The organism is Actinomadura sp. NPDC023710, assembly GCF_040639875.1.
In the GTDB taxonomy this organism is placed as follows: Bacteria; Actinomycetota; Actinomycetes; order Streptosporangiales; family Streptosporangiaceae; genus Spirillospora; species Spirillospora citrea.
On record NZ_JBFAGB010000005.1, the window covers coordinates 227410 to 253486 of the forward strand.

Below are 26077 nucleotides of genomic sequence, written 5' to 3' on the forward strand. Positions count from 1 at the left end.
AGGGAGTGCAGTGGCGAAGGTCCGGGTTTACGAACTCGCCAAGGAGTTCGGAGTAGAGAGCAAGGTCGTCATGGCCAAGCTCCAGGAAATGGGCGAGTTCGTACGATCGGCGTCCTCCACGATTGAGGCGCCGGTCGTTCGCAGGCTGACAGAAGCCTTCTCAAGTTCTTCTTCCCCCAAGCAGGGGGACCGACGGGTCGCGGCCAACAAGCCGGGTCCGCGCCCGTCCGCACCGCCGCGTCCGGGTCAGTCCGGCGGCGGTTCCGATTCTCAGGGTGCCCGTCCCGGGCCCCGTCCGGGTCCGCGGCCAGCGCCCCGGCCGAGTCCCGCCGGTTCCGGCGCTTCCGGTGGCCAAGGTGCTTCCGGTGGCCAGGGCGGTCCCGGTATCGAGGGCGGTCCCGGTGTTCAGGGCGGTCCCGGTGTTCAGGGCGCTCCCGGCGGTCAGGGTGGTCAGGGCGGCGCGCCTAGGCCCGCCCCGCAGTCGGCGCCCCGCCCGCCCGTCCCGCCGGCGCCGAGCGCGCCGGTGAGCGCGCCCGCGGCGCAGGGGCCGAGCGCCCCGCCCGCGGCCGGTCCCGGTACCGGGACCGGCAACCGCGCGCCCGGTGGCCCGAAGCCGGGTCCCCGCACGCCGAAGCCCGGCCCGCGCCCCGCTCCGCGTCAGGGCGGCGGCGGTGGTGGCGGAGGCCGCGGTCCCGGTGGGCCGCGTCCGGGCAACAACCCGTTCAGCTCGACCAACACCGGCATGGGCCAGGCGCCCAAGCCGGGGCCGCGTCCCGGCCCCCGTCCGGGCGGTGACCGCCCGGGTGGCGGCGGCGGGGCCGCGGGCGGTCCGCGTCCCGGCCCGCGGCCGGGCGGCGCTCCCGGCGCCGGCGGCCCGCGCCCGAACCCGGGCGGCATGCCGCCCCGTCCGGGCGGCCCGCGTCCGAGCCCGATGAACATGCCGTCCTCGCGGCCCGCAGGCGCCCCCGGGCGCGGCGGTCCCGGCGGTGGCGGCGGCGGTGGCGGCCGTGGTCCGGGCGGCGGTGGCCGTGGTCCGGGCGGCGGCGGTCGCGGTCCCGGCGGCGGCGGTCGTCCCGGCGGCGGCGGTGGCGGCTTCGGCGCCCCCCGCGCGGGTGCCGGCGGTCGTCCCGGCGGCGGCGGTGGCTTCGGTCCCCGTCCCGGTGGCGGCGGTCGCGGTCGCGGCGGCACGCAGGGCGCCTTCGGGCGTCCCGGCGGGCGCCCGGCGCGCGGACGCAAGTCGAAGCGGGCGCGCCGCCAGGAGTTCGAGAACATGCAGGCGCCCGCCGCAGGCGGCATCTCGGCTCCGCGCGGCAACGGCAAGACCATCCGGCTGGCGCAGGGCGCGACCCTGACCGACTTCGCCGAGAAGATCGGCGCCAACCCGGCGTCGCTCGTCGCGATCATGATGCACCTCGGCAAGATGGTCACCGCGACCCAGTCGGTCGACCCCGACGACCTGATGTCGCTCGGGCTCGAGCTGGACTTCGACGTCCAGGTCGTCAGCCCCGAGGACGAGGACCGCGCACTGCTCGAGTCCTTCGACATCGAGTACGGCGAGGACGAGGGCGGCGAGGAGAACCTCCAGACGCGTCCGCCGGTGGTCACCGTCATGGGCCACGTCGACCACGGTAAGACCAAGCTGCTGGACGCCGTCCGGCACGCCAACGTGCAGGCGGGCGAGGCCGGCGGCATCACCCAGCACATCGGCGCCTACCAGGTCGAGACCGAGGTCGACGGCGAGGAGCGCAAGATCACCTTCATCGACACCCCGGGTCACGAGGCGTTCACCGCCATGCGTGCCCGCGGTGCCGACACCACCGACCTGGTGGTGCTGGTGGTCGCCGCCGACGACGGCGTCAAGCCGCAGACCACCGAGGCGATCGACCACGCCACCGCGGCCGGGGTCCCGATCGTCGTCGCGGTCAACAAGATCGACGTCGAGGGCGCGGACCCGAACCGGGTCCGGGCGCAGCTCACCGAGTACGGCCTGGTCGCCGAGGAGTTCGGCGGCGACACGCAGTTCATCGACGTGTCCGCCAAGCAGGGGACCAACATCGACGGGCTGCTGGAGGCGATCGTCCTGACCGCCGACGCCTCGCTCGACCTGAAGGCCAACCCCGACATGCCCGCCCAGGGCTCGGCCATCGAGGCCCACCTGGACAAGGGCCGGGGTGCCGTGGCGACCGTGCTGGTCCAGCGCGGCACGCTGCGGGTCGGCGACTCGATCGTCTGCGGCGTGGCCAACGGCCGCGTCCGGGCGATGCTCGACGAGAACGGCAACAGCGTCGAGGAGGCGGGCCCGTCCCGTCCGGTGATGGTGCTCGGCCTCGCGGCCGTGCCCGGCGCGGGCGACAACTTCCTGGTCGTCGAGGACGACCGGATCGCCCGGCAGATCGCCGACAAGCGGGTCGCGCGCAAGCGCAACGCCGAACTGCTCAAGAGCCGCAAGAGCAGCTCCCTGGAAGAGCTGTTCAAGGACCTGGAGCGGGGCGAGCGGCAGGAGCTGCTGCTCATCCTCAAGGGCGACGTGTCCGGTTCCGTCGAGGCGCTGGAGGACTCCCTCCTCAAGATCGACGTGGGCGACGAGGTCAACCTGCGGATCATCCGCCGCGGCGTCGGCGCGATCACGCAGGACGACGTCAACCTGTCGCTGGCGTCCGAGGGCGCGGTCATCATCGGCTTCAACGTGCGGCCTGAGCGCAACGCGCAGGAGCTGGCCGACCGCGAGGGCGTCGACATCCGGTACTACTCGATCATCTACCAGGCGATCGAGGAGATCGAGGCGGCCCTCAAGGGCATGCTCAAGCCGGAGTTCGAAGAGGCCCAGCTCGGTACCGCCGAGGTCCGCGAGATCTTCAAGGTGCCGCGGATCGGGAACGTCGCCGGTTCGATGGTCACCTCGGGGATCATCCAGCGCAACGCCAAGGCACGCCTCGTCCGCGACGGCGTCGTGGTCTCCGACAACCTCACGGTGTCGTCGCTGCGCCGCTTCAAGGACGACGCGACCGAGGTCCGCGAGGGCTTCGAGTGCGGCATCGGCGTCGGTTACAACGACATCAAGCTCGGTGACGTCATCGAGTGCTTCGAGATGCGGGAGAAGCCCCGCGACTGAGGCGGACGGCAGGTCCGCGCGGCCCCGCGAGGGGCCGCGCGGGCGGCCGGCCCGGCGGCCCGTCCGGGCACGCCGACGATGTGATCGTTAATTGGGTGAACAAGCGCCAGGCGGATCTTCTAGCCTGGCGTCTGTCATGTCCAGCTCATTCTGGTTCGCCGGAAAGGCTGGGAACACGGCGGATGACCTCCGTCGTTCCATCTTCTGATGACTCCGAGGTGATCGACCAGGTGTACGTGGGTGCGCTGACGCTCGACCTGCTGCTGGGGGACGTCCGCTCGCTGAAGCAGAAGCGGTCCGTCCTGCGTCCCGTCATCGCCGAGGTGCAGAAGCGCTTCCCGGCGGTGGCCGTCGCCGAGACCGGCGACAACGACCTCCACCGCAGGGCGGAGATCGGAGTGGCGGTGGTGTCGGGCACGGCGGCCAACTGCACCGAGGTCCTCGACCAGTGCGAGCGGCTCGTGGCCGGACGGCCGGAGATCGAACTGCTGTCCGCCCGGCAGCGCCTGTACGGCAGCGAGGACTGACGGGCGCGCGGGCGGGCGCCGCCCCACAATGAAGGAGCGGGAACCGACCTTCCCGCTCAGACCATAGAAAGGGAGTGCGATCATGGTGGACGCAGCTCGGGCGCGCAAGCTCGCCGACCGCATCCAGCAGATCGTCGCCGAGATGCTGGAGAGGCGGATCAAGGATCCGCGGCTCGGCTTCGTGACCGTGACGGACACCCGCATCACCAACGACCTGCGCGACGCCACCGTGTACTACACGGTGTACGGATCGGACGGCGAGCGCGCCGAGACCGCCGCCGCGCTGGAGAGCGCCAAGGGCGTCATCCGGTCGGAGGTGGGCAGGAAGACGGGCGTCCGCCACACGCCCAGCATCACCTTCGTGATGGACTCCCTGATGGAGAACGCGGCGCACATCGACGACCTGCTGGCCCAGGCCCGCGCCAAGGACGCCGAGGTGGCGCGGGCCGCTCAGGGCGCCTCCCCCGCGGGGGACGCCAACCCCTACCGCGAGCCCGACTCCGCCGAGGACGAGGACGACGACCTCGACGACCTCGACGAGGACGCCGAGGACGAGCCCGGCTTCGACGGGCACGGCGCCGCGGGGGACGGTGAGGACGGCCGTCCCGGACGCCCGTCATCGTGAACGGCCCGGCCGAGACCACGGCCCGCGCCGAGCCGGGCGCGCTCTCCGCGCCGTGCGTGCTGTCCGGACAGGGCGCGCTCTCCGGGCCGGGCAGGCCACCCAGGTCCGACGGGCATGCCGAGGCCGGCGCGGCGTCCGGGTCCGGCGTGCCGCCTGAGTCCAAGCCCGGCGGTCCGTTCGAGGCGGGCGTTGCGTCCGGGCTCGGCACACCGTCCCGGGCCGGGCTGCCGGCCGAGGCCGGCGGGGCGCCCGCCGAACTGGACTGGGACCGCGCGGTCGAGTTGATCCGCGAGGCCGGCGAGATCTGCCTCGCCTGCCACGTGGTCCCCGACGGCGACGCGCTCGGCTCGATGCTGGCGCTCGCGCAGGCGCTGCGCACGTGCGGCAAGCGCTGCCTGGCCTCGTTCGGGGAGCCGTTCGGCGTCCCGGCGATCCTGCGGTTCCTCCCGGGCCAGGAACTGCTGGTCGAGCCGGCCCGGATGCCGCGCGCCCCGAAGCTGATGATCTCGCTGGACGCGGCGGGCCGTGCGCGGCTCGGCTCGCTCGCCGGCGCCGCCGACCGGGCCGGCGCCCTGATCGTCATCGACCACCACGCGTCCAACACCGGGTTCGGCGGGGTGCGGCTGGTCGACCCGGACGCCGCCGCCACGGCGGTGCTGGTCGAGGAGCTGATCCGCAGGCTCGGCGTGCCGCTCGACCGCGACATCGCCCAGGGCCTGTACGCGGGGCTCGCCAGCGACACCGGCTCGTTCAAGTACCCCTCCACCACTCCCGAGGTCCACGACCTGGCGGGACGGCTGCTGACGGCGGGCGTCCGGCCGGAGACGGTCAGCCGGGAGCTGTGGGACCGGGCCCCGTTCGACTACCTGCAAGTCCTCGCGGGCGCGCTGGCGCGGGCCCGGCTGGAACGCGACGCCGCCGGCGGCCGCGGCCTGGTCTGGACGGCGATCGCCCGTGAGGACCGGCGCGGCCTGCCCTATGAGCAGCTCGAAGGCATCATCGACCAGCTGCGCAGGACCGACGAGGCGGAGGTCGCCGTCGTGTGCAAGGAGACCGACGACGGCCGCTGGTACTTCTCCGCCCGGTCCAAGGGCCACATCGACCTGAGCAGGGTGTGCGCGGCGCTCGACGGCGGCGGTCACCGCGAGATGGCGGGCTTCGTCTGGGGAGGGCCGGTCGACGAGGCGCTCGACCGCCTGCGCGCCCTGCTGCCCTCCGGTAACTGACCGGAGTGGGAGCCCTGCTGTCCGGGAGCCTGTGAGGGCGAGGGGACGGCTAGAATCGCCGTCCTCCGTCCGCCCGCAGCCTTCGAGGTGAAGCAAGAGCATGGATTCGGGACTCGTCATCGTGGACAAGCCCGCCGGCTGGACGTCGCACGACGTCGTGGGGAAGATGCGGCGGCTGGCGAAGACCCGGCGGGTCGGGCACGCGGGCACGCTGGACCCGATGGCGACGGGCGTGCTCGTCCTCGGGATCGGCAAGGCCACCCGCCTGCTGGGGCATCTCGCGCTGACCCACAAGGGCTACGACGCCACGATCCGACTGGGCGAGTCGACCAACACCGACGACGCGGAGGGCGAGACCATCGCGGCCGCGTCCGCCGAGGCCGTCACCGAGGAGGCGCTGCGGATCGGCGTCGCGGAGCTGACCGGGACGATCCAGCAGGTACCGCCGCAGGTCAGTGCGATCAAGGTGAACGGGGAGCGGGCCTACAAGATGGCCCGCAAGGGCGAGGACGTGGAGCTCGCCGCCCGCCCGGTGACCGTGGAGGAGTTCGCGGTCCTGGACGTCCGGCGGGACGGCGGCCTGATCGACGTGGACGCCTCGGTGTCCTGCTCGTCGGGGACCTACATCCGGGCGCTGGCCCGTGACCTCGGCGCCTCGCTCGGCTGCGGCGGCCACCTGACCGCGCTGCGCCGCACCCGCGTCGGGCCCTACGACCTGTCGATGGCGCGCACGCTCGACCAGCTCGGCGAGAGACTGGACATCCTGCCGATGGCCGAGGCCGTCGCGTCGGTGTTCCCGCGCCGGGACGTGTCCGAGGACGACGCCCGCAAGGTCGCGCACGGCGGGCGGCTGCCGGCCGTCGGTCTCGGGCCCGGGCCGGTGGGCGTCTTCGCGCCGGACGGGACGCTGCTCGCGCTCGTCGAGGAGCGGGGCCCGGTCGCCAAGTCCCTCGCGGTGTTCGTCTCCTGACCGGGGGAGCGAGCGCGGTGGGGTCCGTGGCGAGTATCACGGGACGAAACGGATGCGCCATCAACCTACGGTCGCGTAACCTACTTAAGCGTAGGTTCGTGAGGAGGTGTCCGTGACCACGGTGAAAGACGATCTTCCGGTGGCGTCCCCCACCCGGCCGCGACTGCGCGGCTGGCTGCACCTCGGTGCGTTCCCCGCGGTGCTCGTCGCGGGGCTGGTGCTGGTGGCGTTCGGCCCGAGCCTGGAGGCACGGCTGGCGTCGGCGCTGTACGTGGCGACATCGGGGATGCTGTTCGGGATCTCGGGGACGTACCACCGGCAGCGGTCGCACCGGCTGATCGAGGTGCTGCGGCGCTTCGACCACGCCAACATCTATCTGATCATCGCCGGGACGTACACGCCGTTCGCGGTGCTGGCGCTGGACGGCGGCGTGCGCGTGGCCGTCCTCGCCATCGTGTGGACCGGGGGCATCGCCGGGGTCGTCTTCCGGACGACCTGGATCGGCGCTCCCCGCGCCCTCTACGTCACCCTCTACATCGTGCTGGGCTGGGTGGCGGTGCTGTTCCTGCCGCAGTTCCTGTCCGGAGCGGGTCTGGCCGCCTGCCTCCTGGTCGCGGGCGGCGGGATCTGCTACAGCATCGGGGGAGTGGTGTACGGGCTGCGCCGCCCCAACCCGTCCCCGAGCTGGTTCGGGTTCCACGAGGTGTTCCACGCCTGCACGCTGGCGGCCTACGTCCTGCAGTACATCGCGGTCTCCCTGGTCGTCTACCAGTCCGGCTGAGATCGTCCGTCGGCCCGCACCGGGGGGCGGGTGCCGCACACCGGGCCCCCTGGGTGCGACCAACCCGCCCCCCGCATGGCACTCTTGAGGACGGCAAGAAGTACCTGACAGGAACGTCCTACGCAGGGAGAGCATGGTGCGGCGCTGGAATGGCCTCGACGAGGTTCCCGCAGACTGGGGCCGTTCGGTGATCACCATCGGGGTGTTCGACGGCGTGCACCGCGGCCACCAGCGGATCGTGGGGGCCGCCGCCGAGGAGGCTCGCCGCCGCGGGCTGCGCTCGGTGGTCATCACGTTCGACCCGCATCCGGACGAGGTCGTCCGGCCCGGCACGCACCCGCCGCTGCTCGCCACCACCAGGCGGCGCATCGAGCTGCTGGAGGGCCTCGGCACCGACGCGGTCGTGGTGGTGCCCTTCACCCTGGAGCTGTCGAAGGTGCCGCCGGACGAGTTCGTCCAGTCGGTGCTGGTCGACCGGCTGCACGCCGCCCACGTCATCGTCGGTGAGGACTTCCGGTTCGGGCACAAGGCCAAGGGGGACGTGGCGCTGCTGCGGGAGCTCGGCGAGAAGTACGACTTCACGGCCGAGGGCATGCCGCTGGTGGCCGACGGCGACACGATCTCGTCCACCTACATCAGGGGGCGCCTCGACGCGGGCGACGTCGAGGCCGCCGCGCACGCGCTCGGCCGCCCGCACCGCGTCGAGGGCGTCGTCGTGCGCGGCCACCAGCGGGGCCGCGCGCTCGGGTTCCCCACCGCCAACCTGGAGACGCTGCCGCACACGGAGATCCCGGCGGACGGCGTCTACGGCGGCTGGCTGGTCTGCGACTCCGACCGCTACCCCGCGTTCCGCTGGCCGGCGGCGATCTCCATCGGGACCAACCCGACCTTCGAGGGCGCGGGGGAGCGCACCGTCGAGGCCTACGCGCTGGACCGCGACGACCTCGACCTCTACGGCGAGCACATGGCCGTGGACTTCGCCGCCCGCATCCGCGACACGCTGAAGTTCGACTCCATCGACGCGCTGGTCGAGGAGATGCACCGGGACGTGGCCCGCGCCCGTGAGATCACCTCCGGCTGACCCCCTCTTTCCGCCGCGTACCCTGCGACAACAGCGGTTCTCGCAACGTGACGGGGTGGCTTTGCGGCATGGTACGGTGAATAGTCGCCGGGAAGGGCCCCGGCGCGGCTGGCTGCACCCTCATGCGGCCCGCCACCCTCTTAACACGCACCATGCGGACCCGTGCGCCCACCGGGCCTGGATCTGCGGGTGACGAATCCATCGAAGGAGCCACGTGTCGCTCGACACCGCCACGAAGAACCAGATCATCGCCGAGTACGCGACCACTGAGGGTGACACCGGATCGCCGGAGGTCCAGGTCGCGCTGCTGACGCGCCGTATCAACGATCTGACCGAGCACCTGAAGGAGCACAAGCACGACCACCACAGCCGCCGCGGTCTGCTGCTGCTGGTCGGCCGTCGTCGCCGGCTCCTGAAGTACCTCGCGAACAAGGACATCAACCGCTACCGGCAGCTGATCGAGCGACTCGGGCTGCGGCGCTAGCAGGGTGAGGGAGTGGTCCGACGGGCCACTCCCTTCCTTTTACGGCCGGCGGGCCCGCCCGGCCCCGGCCCCAATTTCAGACAAGCCTCGCGGACACCGCTGGTGCGGGCCGGTCCTCGGTAGTGGCTTCCGGATCCGTTCCGCCGCATCGGCGGCGCTCTCGATCCGGGTGCTTCGATCGAAGACCGGCAGCGTGACAGCCAACGGGAAACGGCCGCGAGGACCGACATGGAACCCATGAGGAGGTTTCCCGTGACAGAAGCCGTGCGCATCGAAGGTGCGCAGACCACCGAAGCCGTGATCGACAACGGCACGTTCGGCACCCGCACCATCCGCTTCGAGACCGGCCGGCTGGCCCGGCAGGCGGCCGGCTCCGCCGTCGCCTACCTCGACGACGAGACGATGGTGCTGTCGGCGACCACCGCGTCCAAGAAGCCCAAGGACAACCTTGACTTCTTCCCGCTGACCGTGGACGTCGAGGAGCGGATGTACGCCGCCGGGCGCATCCCCGGCTCGTTCTTCCGCCGCGAGGGGCGTCCGTCCGAGGACGCCATCCTGACCTGCCGGCTGATCGACCGGCCGCTGCGCCCGTCGTTCACCAAGGGCCTGCGCAACGAGATCCAGGTCGTCGAGACGATCATGGCGCTGCACCCCGACCACCTGTACGACGTCGTGGCGATCAACGCCGCCTCGATGTCCACGCAGCTGGCGGGCCTGCCGTTCTCCGGCCCGATCGGCGGCGTCCGCGTCGCGCTGATCGACGGCCAGTGGGTCGGCTTCCCGACCCACCCCGAGCTGGAGCGCGCGACCTTCGACATGGTCGTGGCCGGCCGGGTGCTGGCCGACGGCGATGTCGCGATCATGATGGTGGAGGCGGAGTCCACCCGCGACACCATCAAGCTCGTCGGCGAGGGCGCGACCGCGCCGACCGAGGAGACCGTCGCCGAGGGCCTGGAGGCGGCCAAGCCGTTCATCAAGGTGCTGTGCAAGGCGCAGAGCGACCTCGCGGCCGTCGCCGCGAAGGAGACCGCCGAGTACCCGATCTTCCTGGACTACCAGGACGACGTGCTCGCCGCCGTCACCGACGCCGTCAGCGGAGACCTGGCGCAGGCGCTGACCATCGCCGGCAAGCAGGAGCGCGAGTCCCGGCTCGACGAGATCAAGGCGTCCGCCGCCGAGAAGCTCGCCGAGCGGTTCGAGGGCCGCGAGAAGGAGATCTCCGCCGCCTACCGCGCCGTCACCAAGAAGCTGGTCCGCGAGCGCGTGATCCGCGACGGGCTGCGCATCGACGGCCGCGGGCTGAAGGACATCCGCCAGCTGACCGCCGAGGCGCACGTCGTCCCGCGCGTGCACGGCTCGGCGCTGTTCGAGCGCGGCGAGACGCAGATCCTCGGCGTGACGACGCTGAACATGCTCCGCATGGAGCAGACGATCGACACGCTGAACCCCGAGCGCACCAAGCGCTACATGCACAACTACAACTTCCCGCCGTACTCCACCGGCGAGACCGGCCGGGTCGGCTCCCCGAAGCGCCGCGAGATCGGGCACGGCGCGCTCGCCGAGCGCGCCCTGATCCCGGTGCTGCCCTCGCGCGAGGAGTTCCCGTACGCGATCCGGCAGGTGTCGGAGGCGCTCAGCTCCAACGGCTCCACCTCGATGGGCTCGGTGTGCGCGTCCACCATGTCGCTGCTGGACGCGGGCGTCCCGCTCCGGCAGATGGTGGCGGGCATCGCGATGGGCCTGATCAACGACGGTGACGAGTACGTCACGCTGACCGACATCCTCGGCGCCGAGGACGCGTTCGGCGACATGGACTTCAAGGTCGCCGGCACCCGTGACCTGATCACCGCGCTGCAGCTCGACACCAAGCTCGACGGCATCCCGGCCTCGGTGCTGGCCGCCGCGCTGAAGCAGGCCAAGGGCGCCCGCCTGGCGATCCTGGACGTCATGCAGGAGGCCATCGAGGCGCCCGCCGAGATGAGCCCGAACGCGCCGCGGATCATCACGATCAAGGTCCCGGTCGACAAGATCGGCGAGGTCATCGGCCCCAAGGGCAAGATGATCAACTCGATCCAGGACGACACCGGCGCGGACATCACGATCGAGGACGACGGCACCATCTACGTCGGCGCCACCGACGGGCCGTCCGCCGAGGCCGCGCGGCAGGCGATCAACTCGATCGCCAACCCGCACATGCCGGAGGTCGGCGAGCGGTTCCTCGGCACCGTCGTCAAGACCACCACGTTCGGCGCGTTCGTGTCGCTGCTGCCCGGCAAGGACGGCCTGCTGCACGTCTCGCAGATCCGCAAGCTGCACGGCGGCGCCCGGATCGAGAACGTCGAGGACGTCATGGGCGTCGGCGAGAAGATCCAGGTCGAGGTCACCGAGATCGACCAGCGCGGCAAGCTGTCGCTGGTGCCGGTCGAGGTGGTCGAGCGCGAGTCCGCCGGGAAGGCCGAGGCGGACGGCGGCGACGAGCCCGCCTCCGCGTCCGCCGACGGTGACGGCGACTCCGGCGAGCGCCGGGAGCGGCGCGACGACGGCGACCGGCGCGGTCCGCGGCGCCGCCGCACCCGCCGCGGGTCCGACGACGACGCCGGCCAGCACAACTCCTGATCCAGGCCATGACCGGCCGGCCGGGCCCGCAGCGCTGTGAAAGCTGCGGGACGGCCGGCCGGCCGCTTTCCCCCGACGGAATGTGAGCGACACGTGACCCTGCCGGCGAGGGCGCAGGAGCCCGGCACCACCACCACGATCCACACCGACGGCGCCGGCGCGGTCCGCCGCACCGTCCTGCCCGGCGGGCTGCGGGTCATCACCGAGACGATGCCGACCGTGCGCTCCGCGGCGTTCGGCATCTGGGCGGCGGTCGGCTCCCGCGACGAGGTCCCCGCCGACGCCGGCGCCAGCCACTACCTGGAGCACGTGCTGTTCAAGGGCACCCGGCGGCGGTCGGCCCTGGAGATCTCCGCGGCGGTCGACGCGGTCGGCGGCGACCTCAACGCGTTCACCGCCAAGGAGTACACCTGCTACTACGCGCGGGTCCTGGACTCCGACCTGCCCCTCGCGGTGGACGTGGTCTCGGACATGGTGGCGGCGTCGGTGAACCGGCCCGAGGACGTCGAGGCCGAGCGCGGCGTCATCCTCGAAGAGATCCACATGCGCGACGACGACCCGGGCGACCTGATCCACGACGAGTTCGCCACGGCGCTGTACGGTGACACCCCGCTCGGGCGCCCCATCCTCGGCACCGAGGAGTCGATCAACGCGCTGTCCCGGGACCGGATCCACGACTACTACCGGCAGCACTACGTCCCGTCCAACCTGGTGGTGTCGGTGGCGGGCAACATCGACCACGACGAGGTCGTCCGGCTGGTGTCGGAGGCGTTCGCCGAGCACCTGCACGGCGACGCCGCGCCCGCCGCGCCCCGGTTGGACGGCGCGCCCGTCCCCCTGGACCCGCGCAGCGTGGTGATCGACAAGGACACCGAGCAGGCGCACATCATCCTCGGCGGCGCGGGCACGTCCCGCACCGACGATCGCCGGTTCGCGCTCGGCGTGCTGAACGCCGCCCTCGGCGGCGGCATGTCGTCCCGCCTCTTCCAGGAGATCCGCGAGAAGCGCGGCCTGGCGTACTCCGTCTACAGCTACACGGCCCAGTACGCCGACTCCGGCGTCTTCGGCGTCTACGCGGGCTGCCAGCCCGCCAAGGCCGAGGAGGTCCTGTCGATCTGCCGGGACGAGCTCGCCAAGGCCGCCGACGGCCTCGACGACGAGGAACTGGAACGCGGCAAGGGCCAGCTGCGCGGCGCCATGGTCCTCGGCCTGGAGGACACCGGCTCCCGGATGAGCCGCATCGGCAAGAGCGAGCTGGTCTACGAGTCGCTGCTGCGCGTGGACGAGGTCCTGGCGCGCATCGAGGCCGTCACGCCCGACGACGTCCGCGCCATCGCCCGCGACGTGCTGGCGGGCCCGCAGGCCCTCACCGTGATCGGCCCGGTGGGGGACCGCGAGTTCGGAGCCTGACGATCCGCTGACTTGTTAAACGGACCAGGGTCCGCTAATCTCCGGAGGAGTAAGCGGACCTTGGTCCGTATTTTCGGGTGAGAGGACCCTCATGTCCCGTCTGCTGCACATCTCCGCATCCCCGCGGGGCGCCGCGTCCGAGTCGCTGGCGATGGCCGAGGCGTTCCTGGACGCCTATCGCGAGACCCACGGCGTCGCCGTCGACCACCTCGACCTCTGGGAGGCCGGCCTTCCCGCGTTCGGCTCGGCCGGGGCCGGCGCCAAGATGAACGTGCTCGCGGGGAACGAGCCGTCCGGCGAGGAGGCCGCCATGTGGAGGGCCGCCCGGGACGTCTTCGAGCGCTACGACTCCTACGACCGCTACCTGTTCAGCGTCCCGATGTGGAACTCCGGCGTCCCCTACATCCTCAAGCAGTTCATCGACGTCGTCTCGCAGCCCGGCTGGGTGTTCCGCTTCGACCCCGAGAAGGGCTACAGCGGCCTCCTGGAGGGCAAGAAGGCGGCCGTGGTCTACACCAGCGCCGTCTACGGGGAGGGCCGCGGGCCCGCGTTCGGCCGCGACCACCAGGCCCCGTTCCTCGAAGGCTGGCTGCGCTGGACGGGGGTCACCGACATCGGCACCGCCGAGTTCCGCCCGAACCTCGCCACCGCCGACGCCGAGACCGGGCGCCGCTCCGCGCACGCCGAGGCGCGCGAGCTGGGCAAGCGCTTCTGACGATAGGCTCGGGACGACGTCAACCGGGAGGAACACGTGATTAAGGTCGGGGTGCTGGGCGCGCAGGGCCGGATGGGCGCCGAGGTGTGCCGCGCCGTGCAGGGAGCCGACGACATGGAGCTCGTCGCCGCCGTCGACCAGGGCGACGCGCTCGACGCGCTGACCGCCGCCGAGGTCGTCGTCGACTTCACCCACCCCGGCGTCGTCATGGACAACCTCCGGTGGTGCGTCGAGCGCGGCCTGCACGCCGTCGTCGGCACCACCGGCTTCGACCCGTCCCGGCTCGACACGGTCCGCTCCTGGCTGACCGACGAGTCGTCCGGGAACGTGGTCATCGCCCCGAACTTCGGGATCGGCGCGGTGCTGATGATGCACTTCGCGCAGAAGGCGGCCCCCTACTTCGAGTCCGTCGAGATCGTCGAGACGCACCACCCGAACAAGGCGGACGCCCCGTCCGGCACCGCCTACCGCACCGCCGAGCTGGTCGCCGCCGCCCGCGCCGAGGCGGGCGTGGCCCCGTCCCCGGACGCCACCACCTCCGGGGTCGAGGGCGCCCGCGGTGCCGACGTGGACGGCGTCCGCGTGCACGCCGTCCGCATGTCCGGCGCCGTCGCCCACCAGGAGGTGGTCCTCGGCGGCCACGGCGAGCTGTTCACCATCCGGCACGACTCGATGAACCGCGAGTCGTTCATGCCCGGGGTCCTGCTGGCCGTCCGCAAGGTCCCCGAGCTCGACCGCCTCACGGTCGGCATCGAGGCCCTCCTCGGCCTGTGATGGACTTCGACGCCGAGCCCTGGGACTACCTCGCCGCGTCCGAGGCGATCGACATCGAGCACCCGCTCGTCCAGTCGATCGCCTCGGAGCTGCGCACCGGCGACGACATCGCCTACGCCCGGGCGGCGTTCGACCATGTCCGCGACCTGATCCCGCACTCCATGGACACCGGCGACACCCGCGTCCCCTGGCGGGCCTCCGACGTCCTCGAACAGCGCACCGGCCTGTGCTTCGCCCAGTCCCACGCCTACGTCGCCCTCCTGCGCGCGGGCGGCGTCCAGGCGGGCCTGTGCTACCAGCAGCGCCCCGGTTTCGTCCACGGCCTCGCCGCCGCCCTCATCGACGACCGGTGGGTCCGACTCGACCCCCGGGACCCGGCCGTGCGCTTCTCGGCGTCCGCCGATGCCCTGGCCTATCCGGACGACCCGATCCTCCCGACCGTCCATGCGGCCCCGCACCCCACGGTCCTGGACGCCCTGAAGGGCATGACGACGCTGACCGCGTCGGCCCTCCCCGCCACGCTGGGTCAGCCGGAGTAGACGAGGTCGAGGGCGGCCAGGCGGTCGGGGTCGGCGAGGATGTCGATCGCGGTGACCCTGCCGTCCGCGACCGTGAAGGACAGGACGGACTGCGGGCGCCCGTCCTCGAACCAGACGATCCCGGCGGTCCCGTTGACCAGGGCGTGCATGACCTGGCCCTGCGCCGACCTGCGGAACCTGATGGCCTGCCCGGCGACGTTCTCGGCGCCGACGACCTGCGTCCAGCCGCCGGGGATGGCGCCGACGTCGGCGCGCAGCACCACGTCCGGGTCGAGGACGGCGACGAGCGCCTCGAAGTCGCCGCCGTTGGCCGCGGCGTTGAAGGCGTCGACGACCGCGCGCTGGCGGGCCGGGTCGCGCTCGGGATCCGGGGCCGTCCCGCGCACCCGCCGGCGGGCGCGGCTGGCCAGCTGGCGGGCGGCGGCAGGCGACCGTCCCACGATGGGCGCGATCTCCTCGAACGGCACCCCGAACGTGTCGTGCAGGACGAAGGCCAGCCGCTCGGCGGGGGTGAGGGACTGCAGGACGACCAGGAGCGCGAGCCCGACCGAGTCGGCCACCAGAGCCGTGTACTCGGGGTCGGGGGCGGCGCTGACGACCGGGTCGGGCAGGCGCTCCTCCAGCGGGTCCTCGCGGCGGGACGTGCGCGAGCGCAGCATGTCCAGGCACACCCGTCCCACGACGGTCGTCAGCCAGCCGCCCAGGTTGTCGATGTCGCCCGCGTTGGAGCGGCTGAGCTTGAGCCAGGCCTCCTGGACGGCGTCGTCCGCCTCCGCGAGCGAGCCCAGCATCCGGTAGGCGACCGCCTTCAGATGCGTGCGGTGCCCCTCGAACCGCTCGGCCAGGAACTCGCGCTCGTCCATCACGTCCCCCTCTGTACCTCTAGGTCACCACACTGACGGACGCCGCGCGCAGAATGTGACCGGGGTTGTGCGAGGACCGGGGCGAGCCTAACGTTCGGCAGGTGGATGCGACGTTCGCGCGGGACATGTGGAAGGCCCTGGAGCCGCTGCACGCGGTGACGTACTTCGCCGAGGAGTGCCGGGCGGCCAACAAGGACGTCGGCCTCAAGGGCTTCTGGATGGGTTACTTCGGGAGCCGTGGAGCGCCGCTCGGCCGGGCCTCCGCAGGGACGGTCCAGGCGACCTTCTTCGGCTTCCACCCCGCCCGCGTACGGCGGGCCGTCCCGGACGCATGGGAGTTCGCGTCCCCCGAGAGCATCCTCGTCGCCCGGAGCGAGGCGGCAGCGCGCGCCCTTCGCAGGACCTTCCCCGGCATCGAGGACGTGGCGGTCGACGCAGCGCCGCTCCTGCAGGAGGTCGTGATGGCGGCGGACGCCTCCGGCCGCCCGCTGTTCGCGGCCAACCGTGATCTGCCCCTCCCCGAGAACCCGGTGGAGGCGCTCTGGCAGGCGACCACGTCCTTGCGCGAGCACCGCGGGGACGGGCACGTCGCCCTTCTCACCGCGGAGGGCCTGAGCGGCTTGGAGGCCAACGTCCTGGCGTGCGCCATGGGGACCGTCCCTCCGGAGCGGCTACGGGAAAGCCGCGGCTGGTCGCCCGAGGAATGGGACGAGGCGTCCGAGGCGCTCGCCCGACGCGGCCTCGTGGCCGAGGCGGAGGCCACCGAAGCCGGACGCGCCCTGAAAGCGCACATCGAGCAGCGCACCGACGAACTGGCGGCAGCCCCCTACACCGTCCTGGCCGACCCCAGGCCCCTGTACGAGTCGCTCGTACCGGCCTCCAAGGCCCTGGCGACCGAGATGCCGTTCCCCAACCCCATAGGCCTTCCCCGACTCGCCTAGGACGTTCTCAGAGGCGGGTTTTGGAGAGGTCCACCTCGCGGATGGTGCGGTCGACGCCGGCGGCGGCGTAGGCGGCGGTCTCGTCGAGGGTCTCGTTCTCCAGGAGTGCGGCGGCCAGGGAGTCCAGCTTGTCGCGGTGGGTGCGGAGGGTCTCCAGGGCCTCGGCGTAGCACTCGTCGACGATCCGGCGGGCCTCCAGGTCGACGGCGTCCAGGGTGCCCTGGGCGGCGTACTGGCCCATCGGGTCCGAGCCGTCCGCGGGGAGGATCGACAGAGGGCCGATCTTCTGGGACATGCCCCAGCGGCCCACCATCCCACGGGCGATCTTGGTGACCTGCTCCAGATCGCTCTCCGAGCCGGTGGTGATCACGCCGAAGACCAGCTCCTCGGCGGCCATGCCGCCGAGCGCGCCGATGATGCGGCCGCGCAGGTAGCGCTCGTCGTAGGCGTAGCGGTCGTCGTCGGGGGTGGAGACGGTGACGCCGAGAGCGCGCCCGTGCGGCACGATCGTGATCTTGCGGACGGGGTCGGCGCCCGGCTGCAGCATGCCGAGCAGGCCGTGCCCGGACTCGTGGTAGGACGTGCGGCGGCGCTCCTCGAACGGCATGACCAGGGAGCGCCGGGTACCGAGCTGCACCTTCTCCAGGGCGCTCTGGAGGTCGTCCATGTCCACGGCGCCCTTCTCGCGCTTGACGGCGAGCAGCGCGGCCTCGTTGACCAGGTTGGCCAGCTCGGCGCCGGTCATCCCGGGCGTCATCCTCGCGATCGAGAGGATGTCGGCGTCGGCGGCGAGCGGGACGTCGCGGGTGTGCACGCCGAGGATCGCGACGCGGCCGTCCAGGTCGGGCGGGGACACCGCGACCTGCCGGTCGAACCGGCCGGGGCGCATCAGGGCCGGGTCCAGGATGTCGGGACGGTTCGTCGCGGCGATCACGACGACGCCCTCGGAGCCGGAGAAGCCGTCCATCTCGGTGAGGATCTGGTTGAGGGTCTGCTCGCGCTCGTCGTGCCCGCCCATGCTGGCGCCGCCGCCGCGCGCCCGCCCGATGGTGTCGATCTCGTCGATGAAGATGATCGAGGGGGCGGTCTTGCGGGCCTCGGTGAACAGCTCGCGGACGCGGGCGGCGCCGACGCCGACGACCATCTCGATGAACTCCGACGCGGCCGCGGAGTAGAACGGGACGTCGGCCTCGCCGGCGACGGCGCGGGCGAGCAGCGTCTTGCCGGTGCCGGGCGCGCCGGTCAGCAGCACGCCGCGGGGGACGCGGGCGCCCATCCGGCGGTACTTGCCGGGGTCCTTGAGGAAGTCGACGATCTCGCTGAGCTCCGCCTCGACCTCGTCGATGCCGGCGACGTCGGCGAACGTGGCGCGCTTGTCGTCCGCGGCCACGGGTTTGGGGGAGCGGTTGAAGCCGCCCATGAGGCCGCCCCCGCCGCCGGCCATGCGGCGCTGCAGCCACACCATCACGCCGATCCACAGGCCGACGAACAGCAGGGTCGGCAGCAGCGACAGCAGCAGGTTGGCGAGCAGGCCGCGGTCCTCGTTGACCGGCTTGGCCTCGACCTCGACGCCCTTCTGCACCATCTCCGTGTAGATCTTGTCGTCGGCGAACGCGGGACGCAGCGTCTCGAACGAGGAGTAGGTCTTCTCCGCGTGCCCCGGGACCGCCCGCTTGCTCTTCAGCTGGCCCTGGATCTGGTAGCCCTTGGTGTAGACGTCCTTCACGTTCCCGGCGGCGACCTGCTGGGTGAACGCCGTGTAGGGGACCGTCACCCGCTCCTTCTGGCCGGTGAGGTGCATGGAGACGTAGCTCAGCCCGAAGACGGCGAGCAGCAGCGCCCAGAAGACCGCGTTGTTCCGGTTCGGCTTCCACCCGCCCCCGCGCAGACCGCGCGCCCGCTTGTCCCTCCGGTCGGGCACGCCCTCGGCGCGCCAGGGCTGGTCGGGGTCGCTGCGGGGCGGCACCGACTGGCGTCTGCTGGGCTCGGCCGTGCCGGAGTGATGCGCGCCGGCGTTCGGCGGCGTCCCGTTCGGTCGCGGTGTCCCGTTGGGCTGTGGCGCGGGTCGCTGGTCCGGCACGTGTCGCATCTCCCCGTACAACGCGCCCCGGAGACCGGGGCGATCAGGTGTTCCCGAGCCCTGGGGGGCTCCGGGGAGGTAAACGGAAGTCGGCCCCCATCCGTTCCCCCGGGTCACTGGGGAGCGGCGGGTGTGACGAATCCGTACTTGTTGAACAGCCGCTGCGCGTCGGGCGTGACCAGCCAGGCCACGAACGCGTTCGCGGCGTCCTCGTGGCCGCTGTCGCGGACGACCGCGGCGGGGAAGGACGCCGTGACGTTCTGGTTCGCCGGGATGGGCACGCTGCTCGCCGCGATCCCGGCCGAGTTCAGGTCGGTGACGAAGACGATGCCCGCGTCGGCCTCGCCGGCGCGGACCCGGTCCAGGACCGCCCGCGCGCCGATCTCCTCGCTGCTCCACCGGACGGTCACGCCCGCCTTGGCGAGGACCTGGCGGGTGTAGCGGCCGACGGGGACCGTCCCGGCGCCGACGACCACCCGCAGGCCCGGCCGCGCCAGGTCCCGCAGGTCCCGGATCCGGCGGGGGTTGCCCGGCCCGACCGCGATCGTGAGCGCGTCGCGGGCGATGACGCGGCGGCGCCCGCCCAGGTACTCGTCGGCCTCGTCCATGCTCGGCCCGTCGGCCGTCACCAGGACGTCGGCGGGCTCGTGCTCGGCGAGGCGGTCGGCGATCTCCGGCGTCCCGCCGAACGCGAACCGCAGCCTGACGGCCGGGTTCTGCTGGTGGTAGGCCTCCCCGATCTCGCCGAGCACCTCGGTCATCGAGGAGGTCGCGAGGACGGTGAGCGTCGCCGGCCCGGAGGGGCCGCCGCAGCCCGCGCCGAGGGCGGGCAGGACGAACGCCGCGAGCAGCGCGGACGCGCGAAGGCGCAGCCGGTGGGGGGAAACGGGCATTTGATCTCATCCTAGGGCCGGGGGGTTCGGAGTCCCTGGATTCGGCCCTGGCGTGTCAGAGGCCCGCACTAGTGTTCCGGGCAACTGGAGATCACGTTTCTCGGAGGCCCGACGATGTCCCTCGACCTGATGGAACTGCTGCCCGGCGACTGGCGCGAGCGGCTCGACCCGCTGCTCGATCCGATCGGCACCGCCGCACTGGGCGCGTTCGTCGCGGGGGAGTACGCCGGGCAGACCGTCTACCCGCCGCGCGAGGACCTGTTCAACGCGTTCCGGCACTGCCCGTTCGACAGCGCCCGGGTCCTGATCCTCGGGCAGGACCCCTACCACGGCCCCGGCCAGGCGCACGGGCTGAGCTTCAGCGTGCGCGAGGGCGTGCGGCTCCCCCCGTCGCTGCGCAACATCTACAAGGAGCTGGCGTCCGATCTCGGCGTCCCCGCGCCGGTGTCCGGCGACCTGACCCGCTGGGCCGACCAGGGCGTGCTGCTGCTGAACGCGGTGCTGACCGTCCGGGGCGGCGAGGCGGGCTCGCACGCGGGCAAGGGCTGGGAGGACTTCACCGACGCCGCGATCCGCGCGCTGAACGACAAGAGCGAGCGCGTCGTGTTCGTCCTCTGGGGCGCCTACGCCCGCAAGAAGGCCCGGCTGATCACCGGTCCCCAGCACACCGTGATCGAGTCGGCGCACCCGAGCCCGCTCAGCGCCAAGAAGTTCTTCGGGACCCGCCCGTTCAGCGCCGTCAACAAGGCCCTCGTCGACGCCGGCCGCGCCGAGATCGACTGGGCCTAGCCGGTCGTCTCACCCCCGCGGGGGAGCGGTGGGCCCGCTCTCCCTCCGCGGCGGGAGGCGCGGGGCGGGCGGCCCGGTGGATCGTCGGGTCCATGACCCTTTCCGTTCACCGGCCCGCCGGGCGGACGCTCGCCGCGCACGGCGGCCCGGGGCGCGTGCGCCTGGCCGTCTGCGCGGCGACGATCGCCGCGTGCGTCCCCTACCTCACCATCAAGATCGCGTGGCTCTCGGGCAGCACCGTCGGCTGGAGCGACGCCGCCGCGGCCGAGGGTTCCGCGCTGTACGTGGGCAACGCGATCACCCTCGGCATGGACGCGGCGGCCGTGCTGGTGGCGGCGGCGTTCACCTTCCGCTGGGGCCGCCGACTCCCGGCATGGCTGGTGCTGGCGCCGATCTGGGTCGCGGTCGGCCTGCTCGCGCCGATCGTCCTCGCCGTCCCGCTCGGCACCCTATTGCAGACGTTCTTCTCGTCCGAGCCGCTCATGGGCGATGACAACGCGCTCCAGGGCTGGGTGTACGGCGTCGTCTACTCGGGCTTCACCGTGCAGGGCCTCGGCTTGCTGACGGCGTTCGTCCTGTACGCGCGCGATCGGTGGCCGCGCACGTTCGAGATCCGCACCAGGAGCCTCCCCGAGGGCCCGTCCCACTCGCTGCAGGTGCTCCTGGCCCGCGGGGCGGCGGTCCCGGCCGCGGTCTTCGCGGCCGTGCAGCTGTTCTGGGCGTTCGGAGGGACGGCGGGCCTCCACGGCCACGAGGCCGCCGACCGCAACCTGGCCCAGCAGTCGGCCGACGGCGTCGAGGGCCTGCTGGCCGTCGCCGCCGCGGCCGCGCTCGTGCTGATCGTCCGGCGCGCGGGCCGCCCGGGCCGGTTCGTGGTGCCGCTGGCCGTCGCCTGGGCCGGTTCCGGCACCATGTTCGCGGCGTCCCTCTACGGGCTGCTCGTGGTGCTCGGCCGGCCGGGCTTCCTGGCGCCGGACGCCGCCTCCGCCACGGGCCTGGTCGCCCTCGCCGGGGTGCTCGCCGGGCTCGTCACCGGCCTCACCGGCGCCTTCCTGCTGGCCGAGAGCCAGAGCACTCTGGCCGAGAGCCAGAGCACTCTGGCCGGGAGTCAGAGCGCTCTGGCCGGGAGTCAGAGCGCCAGGCCGACCGCCAGCAGCACGCCGTAGGCGATCTGCAGCCGGCCGGTCTCGCCGAGCACCGGGATCAGGGCGGGGCCGACCGCGCCGTTCAGCACCTTCTGCGTCGGCGGCAGCGACAGCGGCGCCGCCAGCAGAGCGAGCAGCGCCCACGGGTGCGGCGCCGCCAGGGCCAGGACGAACATGAACGGCAGCGCGGTGCACGCCGCGTACAGGATCCGGGTCCAGCGGTCGCCCAGCAGGACGGCGAGGGTCCGCTTGCCCGACTCCCGGTCGGTGGGGATGTCCCGCAGGTTGTTGGCGACGAGCATCCCGCACGCCAGCAGCCCGATCGGGACCGCTGCCGCCCACGCCTCCCACGGCAGCTCCTCGATCTGGACGTAGGTCGTCCCCACGACGGCGACCAGGCCGAAGAAGACGAACACCGAGACCTCGCCCAGCGCGCGGTACCCGTACGGCGTCTTGCCGCCCGTGTAGAACCAGGCGGCGAGGATCGCGAACGCGCCGACGAGCAGCAGCCACCACGTCGTCACGGCGGCCAGGACGAGCCCGGCCACGGCGGCGACGAGGAAGCAGCCGAGCGCGGCGGCCAGCACCTGCCTGGGCGGGGCGGCCTTCGACCCGACGAGCCGCAGCGGCCCGACACGGTCCTCGTCGGTGCCGCGGATGCCGTCGCTGTAGTCGTTGGAGTAGTTCACCCCGATCTGCAGCACGAGGGCGACGACGGCGGCGAGGACGCCGCGCCACCAGACGGGGTCGCCCTCGCCCGCCGCGACGCCGGTGCCGACGACGACGGGAACGAGGGACGCGGGCAGGGTGCGGGGCCGGGATCCGGCGACCCATTGGGAGAGCGTGGCCACAGTCACCGCTTGTTCTCGTGGGACGACAGGGGGACTAGCGCTTCGATTCTTCCCGATGAAGATCAGTGCTCGGGCGCAGCCGCAGCGCGGGCCCGAGCCCGAGGGCGAGGATCGCCGCGGTGGTCAGGGCCGCGTTCCTGGTGGCGGCGGCGAGGCTGGCGTCCGCGGCGTGCGCCTCGGCGGCCAGCCCCGGCGTGTCGTGCAGATCACGCCCGGAGGTCCCGGCGCTGTGGCGCAGGTCGTGGGCGAGGGCCGCCCGCCGCTCCGGGCTCAGCGACGATCCCGCCAGCCGGTCGGTCATCGCGTGCCCGAGGCTGGTCGCGAACACCGTCCCGATCGCGGCGATGCCGAGGGCCGCGCCGACCTGCCGGGCCGTCGACTGGGTGCCGGACGCCTGGCCCGACTGCGCGGGCGGGACGTCCGCGAGCGAGACGTTCGCCAGCTGCGCCGACGTCAGGCCGAGGCCCAGCCCGTACAGCAGCATCCACGGCGCGAGACCGAGCCCGCCCGTCGTCGCGGAGACGGTGAGGGCCAGCCCGAGGACCGCGGCGACCTCCAGGACCAGGCCGATCTGCACGACGCGGTGGGGGCCGCGCCTGTCGGCGAGCCTGCCCGCGGACCCGCCGGACACGAACGCGCCGACGGCCAGCGGCAGGATCGCCAGGCTGATCTGCAGCGGGTTCGTGCCGTGCACGCCCAGCAGGAACAGCGGCAGGACGAACAGCAGCCCGAGCTCGCCGACGTTGATCAGCGCCGAGGTCAGGTTGCCGCGCCGGAAGTTGGGGATGCGGAACAGCGCCAGGTCGAGCATCACCGGCCGGCCCGCCGTCGCCCGGGACCGCTCGACCACGACCAGAGCCGCGATCAGCACGGCGCCGAGCGCCAGGACCACGGGGACGGGGGACGTGGCGGCCTCCGGCCAGTGGAACCCGCCGACGGTGAACGGGCGCGTCGCGGTCCACCAGCCGTACGTCTGCCCCTCGATGATCCCCCAGACCAGCGCGCCGAGGCCGAGGGCGGCCAGCGCGCCGCCCACCCAGTCGATCTCGCGCCGCGCGCCGCCCGGCAGGGGCGAGCGCGTCTCGGGCATGAACCGCAGCGCCCCGGCGATCAGGACGGCGCCGAGCGGCAGGTTCACCCCGAACGCCCACCGCCAGCCGCCGCCGGTGGCCAGCGCGCCGCCCGCGAGCGGCCCGAGCGCCGCCATGCCGCTGATCATCGAGCCCCAGACGCCGAAGGCGACGGCCCGGTCCCGCCCGGTGAACACCGCGTTCACCGTGGACAGCGTCGCCGGCATGAGCATCGAGGCGCCGATGCCCTGCAGCGCCCGCGCGCCGATCAGGGCGGCGCCGCCGGGGGCCAGCGCGACGGCGAGGCTCGCCGCCGCGAACACCGCCGCCCCGAGCACGAACATCCGGCGGCGCCCGACCAGGTCGCCCAGCCGCCCGAACGGGATGAGCAGCGCGGCGAACACCAGCGAGTACACCGAGGTCGCCCACTCCGCACCCGAGGTGGAAAGGCCCAGGTCGGAGACGATCCGGGGCAGCAGCACGCCCATGATCGTGGCGTCCACGACGACCAGCGAGACGCCGAGGCTCATCACGACCAGGCCGAGCCGGCGGTGCCGGACGGAGGGCGCCGGTGCGGCTGCACGGGGCGGCGTCAGGAAAGTGGACTCGGGCACGACCTCCAAGATATGGCCGGATCGCCCGTGCGCCTCACCGACCCCTGGCTAGGAGCCCGTCCCGTCCGGCGGGGCGCTGATGTCGGTGTGCAGCCGGATCTGCCGGACGGGCTCGCCCATGTCGAGCGTCCGGGACGTCCCGTCGGGCGCCCACCCGGCCGAACCGAGGAACGTCCGCGTCACCTCGTCGCCCTCGAACGCCCAGGAGACCAGGGTCGTGAAGCCGTCCTCGCGGAGCAGGTCCACGGTGGCGGCGAGCAGCCGGCTGCCGTGCCCGGCGCGCGTGTGCAGCGGGTCGACCAGCAAGGTGATCAGCTCGGCGGCGCCGGCCGGGTCGAGGTCGGCGTCCTCGGCCGGGGCGTGCGCGGCGAAGCCCACCACGATGTCGGAGGCCACCGCGACCAGAAGCCGGTGCCGCGGGCTCGGAGGCGCCGTGGCCGCCTCCGCCCACCTGTCGCGCCATCGCTCCACCGCGGTGTCGCCGGTCACCTGGCTCAGGACGTCCGCCGGCAGCAGGTCGCCGTAACCGTGCCGCCACGCCCGCACCTGGATGTCGGCGACGGCGGCCGCGTCCGCGCGCCGCGCGGGCCGCACCGCCACATCCGCCATGCCGTGCTCACGTCCTCTCGCCGGGATCCCGGCCCACCCTAGCGAGCGCCGGCTACGCCGAAGCGCGCCGCCGCGCCCGGTAGGCGCGGGTCTTGGCGCGGTTGCCGCAACTCTGCATCGAGCACCAGGTGCGCGAGCGGTTCTTGGAGGTGTCGAGGAACGCCCAGCGGCAGTTGTCGATCTGGCAGGTCTTCAGGCGCGGCCAGGTCCCGGCGGCGACCGAGTCCATGACCGCGGCGGCGAGCCGGGCCAGGCCGCCGGCGGCGGCGCCGGGCGGGTCGAGCGGGACGAGCGCGGGACGCGGACCGGCCAGTGTGACGCGCAGCGGCAGGGCCGCCAGCACGTCCTCCAGATCGTCTGGAAGGTCGGCCTCGTGCGGCCCGTGGTGGGCCTCCATGGCCTCGCGGAGCCCTTCGCGCAGCGCGACGGCGGTGCGGACGTCGGCGTCGTCGGAACCGGCGCCCTCGGGGACGAGCCCGCGTCCGGCCAGCCATCCGGCGAGTCCGGCGGGCGTGGCGATCTCGTCGGAGGCGGACTCGACGTCGAGCGTGTTGACGAAGTCCGCCAGCAGCAGCGCCGGGTCGGCCGGAGGCAGCGCGGGGCCCTCGCCCGTCTCGGTGCCGGCCATCGCGCCCTCCTGCTCGTCCATGGGGAACTCTACCAAGGATCGACACCGGCATAAAGCGTTCACTGGTTGCGCGAGGCGCAACACCGGCATTACGGTTTGGGAGGTGTCAACGAACGGGAGGACGACCATGAACGAGCTGCCGTACTTCGGGGCGCTCGCGACGCGCCACGCCTGGGCCGAACGCGAGTACGCCCGCCTGCACGCCGACATCGTCGAGGCGAGGCTCGTCGCCCGCGCACGGGCGCAGGAGCGCGCCGCCCAGAAGCGCGCCTGGATCCTCGGCCGGGTCGGCGGGCTGCACCTGGTGCGGCGCACGCCTCCCGCTCCCTACTGCGCCCGCGCCGCGGCGCACCCGGTCCGGGCGGCGGGAGCCGTGCGATGAACCCGAAGGTGGGCAACCTCGTCATCGACTGCGCCGACCTGGACACCATGGCGGCCTTCTGGGGCGGCCTCCTCGGCATGAAGACGACGGCGCAGAGCGACGACTGGCTCGACCTGGAGCCGCTCGGGGCGGGCGGGCCGATCCTGTCGTTCCAGCGCGTCCCCGAGGGCAGGAAGGTCAAGAACCGGCTGCACCTGGACCTGGACGTCCCGGACATCCGCGCCGCCGGCGAGCGGGCGGCGAGCCTCGGCGCCACCCCTGCCGGCGGGCCCGCGGGGAAGCCGGCGCACCCGTTCCAGGTCTGGCGCGACCCCGAGGGCAACGAGTTCTGCCTCTGCACCGCCTCATGACC

General features: G+C 73.0%; 25 protein-coding genes. 18 read left to right on the forward strand and 7 right to left on the reverse strand.

Features of this window, described 5'->3' with window-relative positions:
- Nucleotides 1-10: 10 nt before the first annotated feature.
- The 13 genes from infB (at nucleotide 11) to AB0H37_RS08460 (ending at nucleotide 14860) form a co-directional block, all read left to right on the forward strand.
- Nucleotides 11-3112 carry a translation initiation factor IF-2 gene (gene infB / locus AB0H37_RS08400; RefSeq protein ID WP_360611960.1) on the forward strand — a complete coding sequence of 1034 codons (3102 nt, stop codon included), beginning with the start codon at nucleotides 11-13 and terminating at the stop codon, nucleotides 3110-3112.
- 182 nt (nucleotides 3113-3294) lie between these two features.
- Nucleotides 3295-3639 carry a DUF503 domain-containing protein gene (locus tag AB0H37_RS08405; RefSeq protein ID WP_329093803.1) on the forward strand — a complete coding sequence of 115 codons (345 nt, stop codon included), beginning with the start codon at nucleotides 3295-3297 and terminating at the stop codon, nucleotides 3637-3639.
- A gap of 82 nt (nucleotides 3640-3721) precedes the next feature.
- Nucleotides 3722-4264 (forward strand): 30S ribosome-binding factor RbfA, encoded by a 543-nt coding sequence (gene rbfA / locus AB0H37_RS08410; RefSeq protein ID WP_360611961.1) that lies wholly within the window; start codon nucleotides 3722-3724, stop codon nucleotides 4262-4264.
- Nucleotides 4261-5490, forward strand: coding sequence for a bifunctional oligoribonuclease/PAP phosphatase NrnA (locus tag AB0H37_RS08415; RefSeq protein WP_329093799.1), 1230 nt, complete (start codon nucleotides 4261-4263; stop codon nucleotides 5488-5490). Before rbfA ends, AB0H37_RS08415 begins: the two co-directional genes overlap by 4 nt.
- A gap of 100 nt (nucleotides 5491-5590) precedes the next feature.
- Entirely contained in the window at nucleotides 5591-6460 is an 870-nt protein-coding gene (truB, locus tag AB0H37_RS08420) for a tRNA pseudouridine(55) synthase TruB (protein WP_360611962.1), read from the forward strand.
- Nucleotides 6461-6572: 112 nt separating this feature from the next.
- Nucleotides 6573-7241, forward strand: a complete 669-nt coding sequence (locus AB0H37_RS08425; protein WP_329093795.1) for a hemolysin III family protein — start codon at nucleotides 6573-6575, stop codon at nucleotides 7239-7241.
- 136 nt (nucleotides 7242-7377) lie between these two features.
- On the forward strand, nucleotides 7378-8322 hold the full coding sequence (locus AB0H37_RS08430; RefSeq protein ID WP_179833480.1) for a bifunctional riboflavin kinase/FAD synthetase: 945 nt from the start codon (nucleotides 7378-7380) through the stop codon (nucleotides 8320-8322).
- A 214-nt stretch (nucleotides 8323-8536) separates the two neighbouring features.
- Nucleotides 8537-8806, forward strand: coding sequence for a 30S ribosomal protein S15 (rpsO, locus tag AB0H37_RS08435; protein WP_067792110.1), 270 nt, complete (start codon nucleotides 8537-8539; stop codon nucleotides 8804-8806).
- A 270-nt stretch (nucleotides 8807-9076) separates the two neighbouring features.
- The gene (locus AB0H37_RS08440) at nucleotides 9077-11422 is read left to right on the forward strand and encodes a polyribonucleotide nucleotidyltransferase (RefSeq protein WP_329098344.1); all 2346 of its coding nucleotides are present in this window, start codon (nucleotides 9077-9079) and stop codon (nucleotides 11420-11422) included.
- 93 nt (nucleotides 11423-11515) lie between these two features.
- Entirely contained in the window at nucleotides 11516-12832 is a 1317-nt protein-coding gene (locus AB0H37_RS08445) for a pitrilysin family protein (RefSeq protein ID WP_179833481.1), read from the forward strand.
- A gap of 91 nt (nucleotides 12833-12923) precedes the next feature.
- On the forward strand, nucleotides 12924-13547 hold the full coding sequence (locus AB0H37_RS08450; RefSeq protein ID WP_360611963.1) for an NAD(P)H-dependent oxidoreductase: 624 nt from the start codon (nucleotides 12924-12926) through the stop codon (nucleotides 13545-13547).
- Between the two features lie 36 nt (nucleotides 13548-13583).
- Entirely contained in the window at nucleotides 13584-14321 is a 738-nt protein-coding gene (dapB, locus tag AB0H37_RS08455) for a 4-hydroxy-tetrahydrodipicolinate reductase (protein ID WP_179833483.1), read from the forward strand.
- Complete coding sequence (locus AB0H37_RS08460; RefSeq protein ID WP_179838506.1) at nucleotides 14321-14860, forward strand: transglutaminase family protein; 540 nt, start codon at nucleotides 14321-14323, stop codon at nucleotides 14858-14860. The genes dapB and AB0H37_RS08460 overlap by 1 nt, the downstream gene beginning before the upstream one ends.
- Here AB0H37_RS08460 and sigJ read toward each other — a convergent pair.
- Nucleotides 14848-15723, reverse strand: a complete 876-nt coding sequence (gene sigJ, locus AB0H37_RS08465; protein ID WP_329093786.1) for an RNA polymerase sigma factor SigJ — start codon at nucleotides 15721-15723, stop codon at nucleotides 14848-14850. The two genes, AB0H37_RS08460 and sigJ, sit on opposite strands and share 13 nt — an antisense overlap.
- Before the next feature lie 101 nt (nucleotides 15724-15824).
- Here sigJ and AB0H37_RS08470 point away from each other — a divergent pair, with 101 nt between their 5' ends.
- Nucleotides 15825-16664, forward strand: coding sequence for a hypothetical protein (locus tag AB0H37_RS08470; RefSeq protein WP_360611964.1), 840 nt, complete (start codon nucleotides 15825-15827; stop codon nucleotides 16662-16664).
- A 7-nt stretch (nucleotides 16665-16671) separates the two neighbouring features.
- On the opposite strand, the gene ftsH is transcribed toward AB0H37_RS08470, so the two are convergent.
- Together ftsH and modA are read right to left on the reverse strand one after the other, a co-directional pair.
- Nucleotides 16672-18630 carry an ATP-dependent zinc metalloprotease FtsH gene (gene ftsH / locus AB0H37_RS08475; protein WP_229809868.1) on the reverse strand — a complete coding sequence of 653 codons (1959 nt, stop codon included), beginning with the start codon at nucleotides 18628-18630 and terminating at the stop codon, nucleotides 16672-16674.
- 227 nt (nucleotides 18631-18857) lie between these two features.
- Nucleotides 18858-19637 (reverse strand): molybdate ABC transporter substrate-binding protein, encoded by a 780-nt coding sequence (modA, locus tag AB0H37_RS08480; protein ID WP_360611965.1) that lies wholly within the window; start codon nucleotides 19635-19637, stop codon nucleotides 18858-18860.
- Nucleotides 19638-19751: 114 nt separating this feature from the next.
- On the opposite strand from modA, the gene AB0H37_RS08485 reads away from it, so the two are divergent.
- Entirely contained in the window at nucleotides 19752-20426 is a 675-nt protein-coding gene (locus tag AB0H37_RS08485; RefSeq protein WP_179833488.1) for a uracil-DNA glycosylase, read from the forward strand.
- Nucleotides 20427-20518: 92 nt separating this feature from the next.
- Nucleotides 20519-21592 (forward strand): hypothetical protein, encoded by a 1074-nt coding sequence (locus AB0H37_RS08490; RefSeq protein ID WP_360611966.1) that lies wholly within the window; start codon nucleotides 20519-20521, stop codon nucleotides 21590-21592.
- On the opposite strand, the gene AB0H37_RS08495 is transcribed toward AB0H37_RS08490, so the two are convergent.
- Genes AB0H37_RS08495 through AB0H37_RS08510 form a run of 4 tightly spaced genes read right to left on the reverse strand, consistent with a single transcriptional unit; the run spans nucleotide 21556 to nucleotide 25364 of the window.
- A complete protein-coding gene (locus tag AB0H37_RS08495; RefSeq protein WP_179838507.1) occupies nucleotides 21556-22422 on the reverse strand; it encodes a 1,4-dihydroxy-2-naphthoate polyprenyltransferase in 867 nt (288 codons plus the stop codon). The two genes, AB0H37_RS08490 and AB0H37_RS08495, sit on opposite strands and share 37 nt — an antisense overlap.
- Nucleotides 22423-22456: 34 nt before the next feature.
- Nucleotides 22457-24106: an MFS transporter gene (locus tag AB0H37_RS08500; RefSeq protein WP_360611967.1), complete on the reverse strand. Its 1650-nt coding sequence runs from the start codon at nucleotides 24104-24106 to the stop codon at nucleotides 22457-22459.
- A gap of 48 nt (nucleotides 24107-24154) precedes the next feature.
- A complete protein-coding gene (locus AB0H37_RS08505) occupies nucleotides 24155-24715 on the reverse strand; it encodes a GNAT family N-acetyltransferase (protein ID WP_360611968.1) in 561 nt (186 codons plus the stop codon).
- Between the two features lie 52 nt (nucleotides 24716-24767).
- Nucleotides 24768-25364: a CGNR zinc finger domain-containing protein gene (locus tag AB0H37_RS08510; protein ID WP_360611969.1), complete on the reverse strand. Its 597-nt coding sequence runs from the start codon at nucleotides 25362-25364 to the stop codon at nucleotides 24768-24770.
- A gap of 106 nt (nucleotides 25365-25470) precedes the next feature.
- Between AB0H37_RS08510 and AB0H37_RS08515 the strand changes: the two genes are divergently transcribed.
- Both AB0H37_RS08515 and AB0H37_RS08520 read left to right on the forward strand, forming a co-directional pair.
- A complete protein-coding gene (locus AB0H37_RS08515; protein WP_179833491.1) occupies nucleotides 25471-25725 on the forward strand; it encodes a hypothetical protein in 255 nt (84 codons plus the stop codon).
- Nucleotides 25722-26075 (forward strand): VOC family protein, encoded by a 354-nt coding sequence (locus AB0H37_RS08520; protein ID WP_360611970.1) that lies wholly within the window; start codon nucleotides 25722-25724, stop codon nucleotides 26073-26075. The genes AB0H37_RS08515 and AB0H37_RS08520 overlap by 4 nt, the downstream gene beginning before the upstream one ends.
- Nucleotides 26076-26077 lie beyond the last annotated feature (2 nt).

Excerpts from the sequence above, each read along its gene's own strand:
- AB0H37_RS08460 (WP_179838506.1), top strand. The coding sequence starts at position 14,321 with ATGGACTTCGACGCCGAGCCCTGGGACTACCTCGCCGCGTCCGAGGCG.
- modA (WP_360611965.1), bottom strand. The coding sequence starts at position 19,637 with ATGCCCGTTTCCCCCCACCGGCTGCGCCTTCGCGCGTCCGCGCTGCTC.
- AB0H37_RS08510 (WP_360611969.1), bottom strand. The coding sequence starts at position 25,364 with ATGGACGAGCAGGAGGGCGCGATGGCCGGCACCGAGACGGGCGAGGGC.
- AB0H37_RS08515 (WP_179833491.1), top strand. The coding sequence starts at position 25,471 with ATGAACGAGCTGCCGTACTTCGGGGCGCTCGCGACGCGCCACGCCTGG.
- AB0H37_RS08490 (WP_360611966.1), top strand. The coding sequence starts at position 20,519 with ATGACCCTTTCCGTTCACCGGCCCGCCGGGCGGACGCTCGCCGCGCAC.
- AB0H37_RS08520 (WP_360611970.1), top strand. The coding sequence starts at position 25,722 with ATGAACCCGAAGGTGGGCAACCTCGTCATCGACTGCGCCGACCTGGAC.
- sigJ (WP_329093786.1), bottom strand. The coding sequence starts at position 15,723 with ATGGACGAGCGCGAGTTCCTGGCCGAGCGGTTCGAGGGGCACCGCACG.
- truB (WP_360611962.1), top strand. The coding sequence starts at position 5,591 with ATGGATTCGGGACTCGTCATCGTGGACAAGCCCGCCGGCTGGACGTCG.
- rbfA (WP_360611961.1), top strand. The coding sequence starts at position 3,722 with ATGGTGGACGCAGCTCGGGCGCGCAAGCTCGCCGACCGCATCCAGCAG.
- AB0H37_RS08405 (WP_329093803.1), top strand. The coding sequence starts at position 3,295 with ATGACCTCCGTCGTTCCATCTTCTGATGACTCCGAGGTGATCGACCAG.
- AB0H37_RS08505 (WP_360611968.1), bottom strand. The coding sequence starts at position 24,715 with ATGGCGGATGTGGCGGTGCGGCCCGCGCGGCGCGCGGACGCGGCCGCC.
- AB0H37_RS08450 (WP_360611963.1), top strand. The coding sequence starts at position 12,924 with ATGTCCCGTCTGCTGCACATCTCCGCATCCCCGCGGGGCGCCGCGTCC.
- AB0H37_RS08485 (WP_179833488.1), top strand. The coding sequence starts at position 19,752 with ATGTCCCTCGACCTGATGGAACTGCTGCCCGGCGACTGGCGCGAGCGG.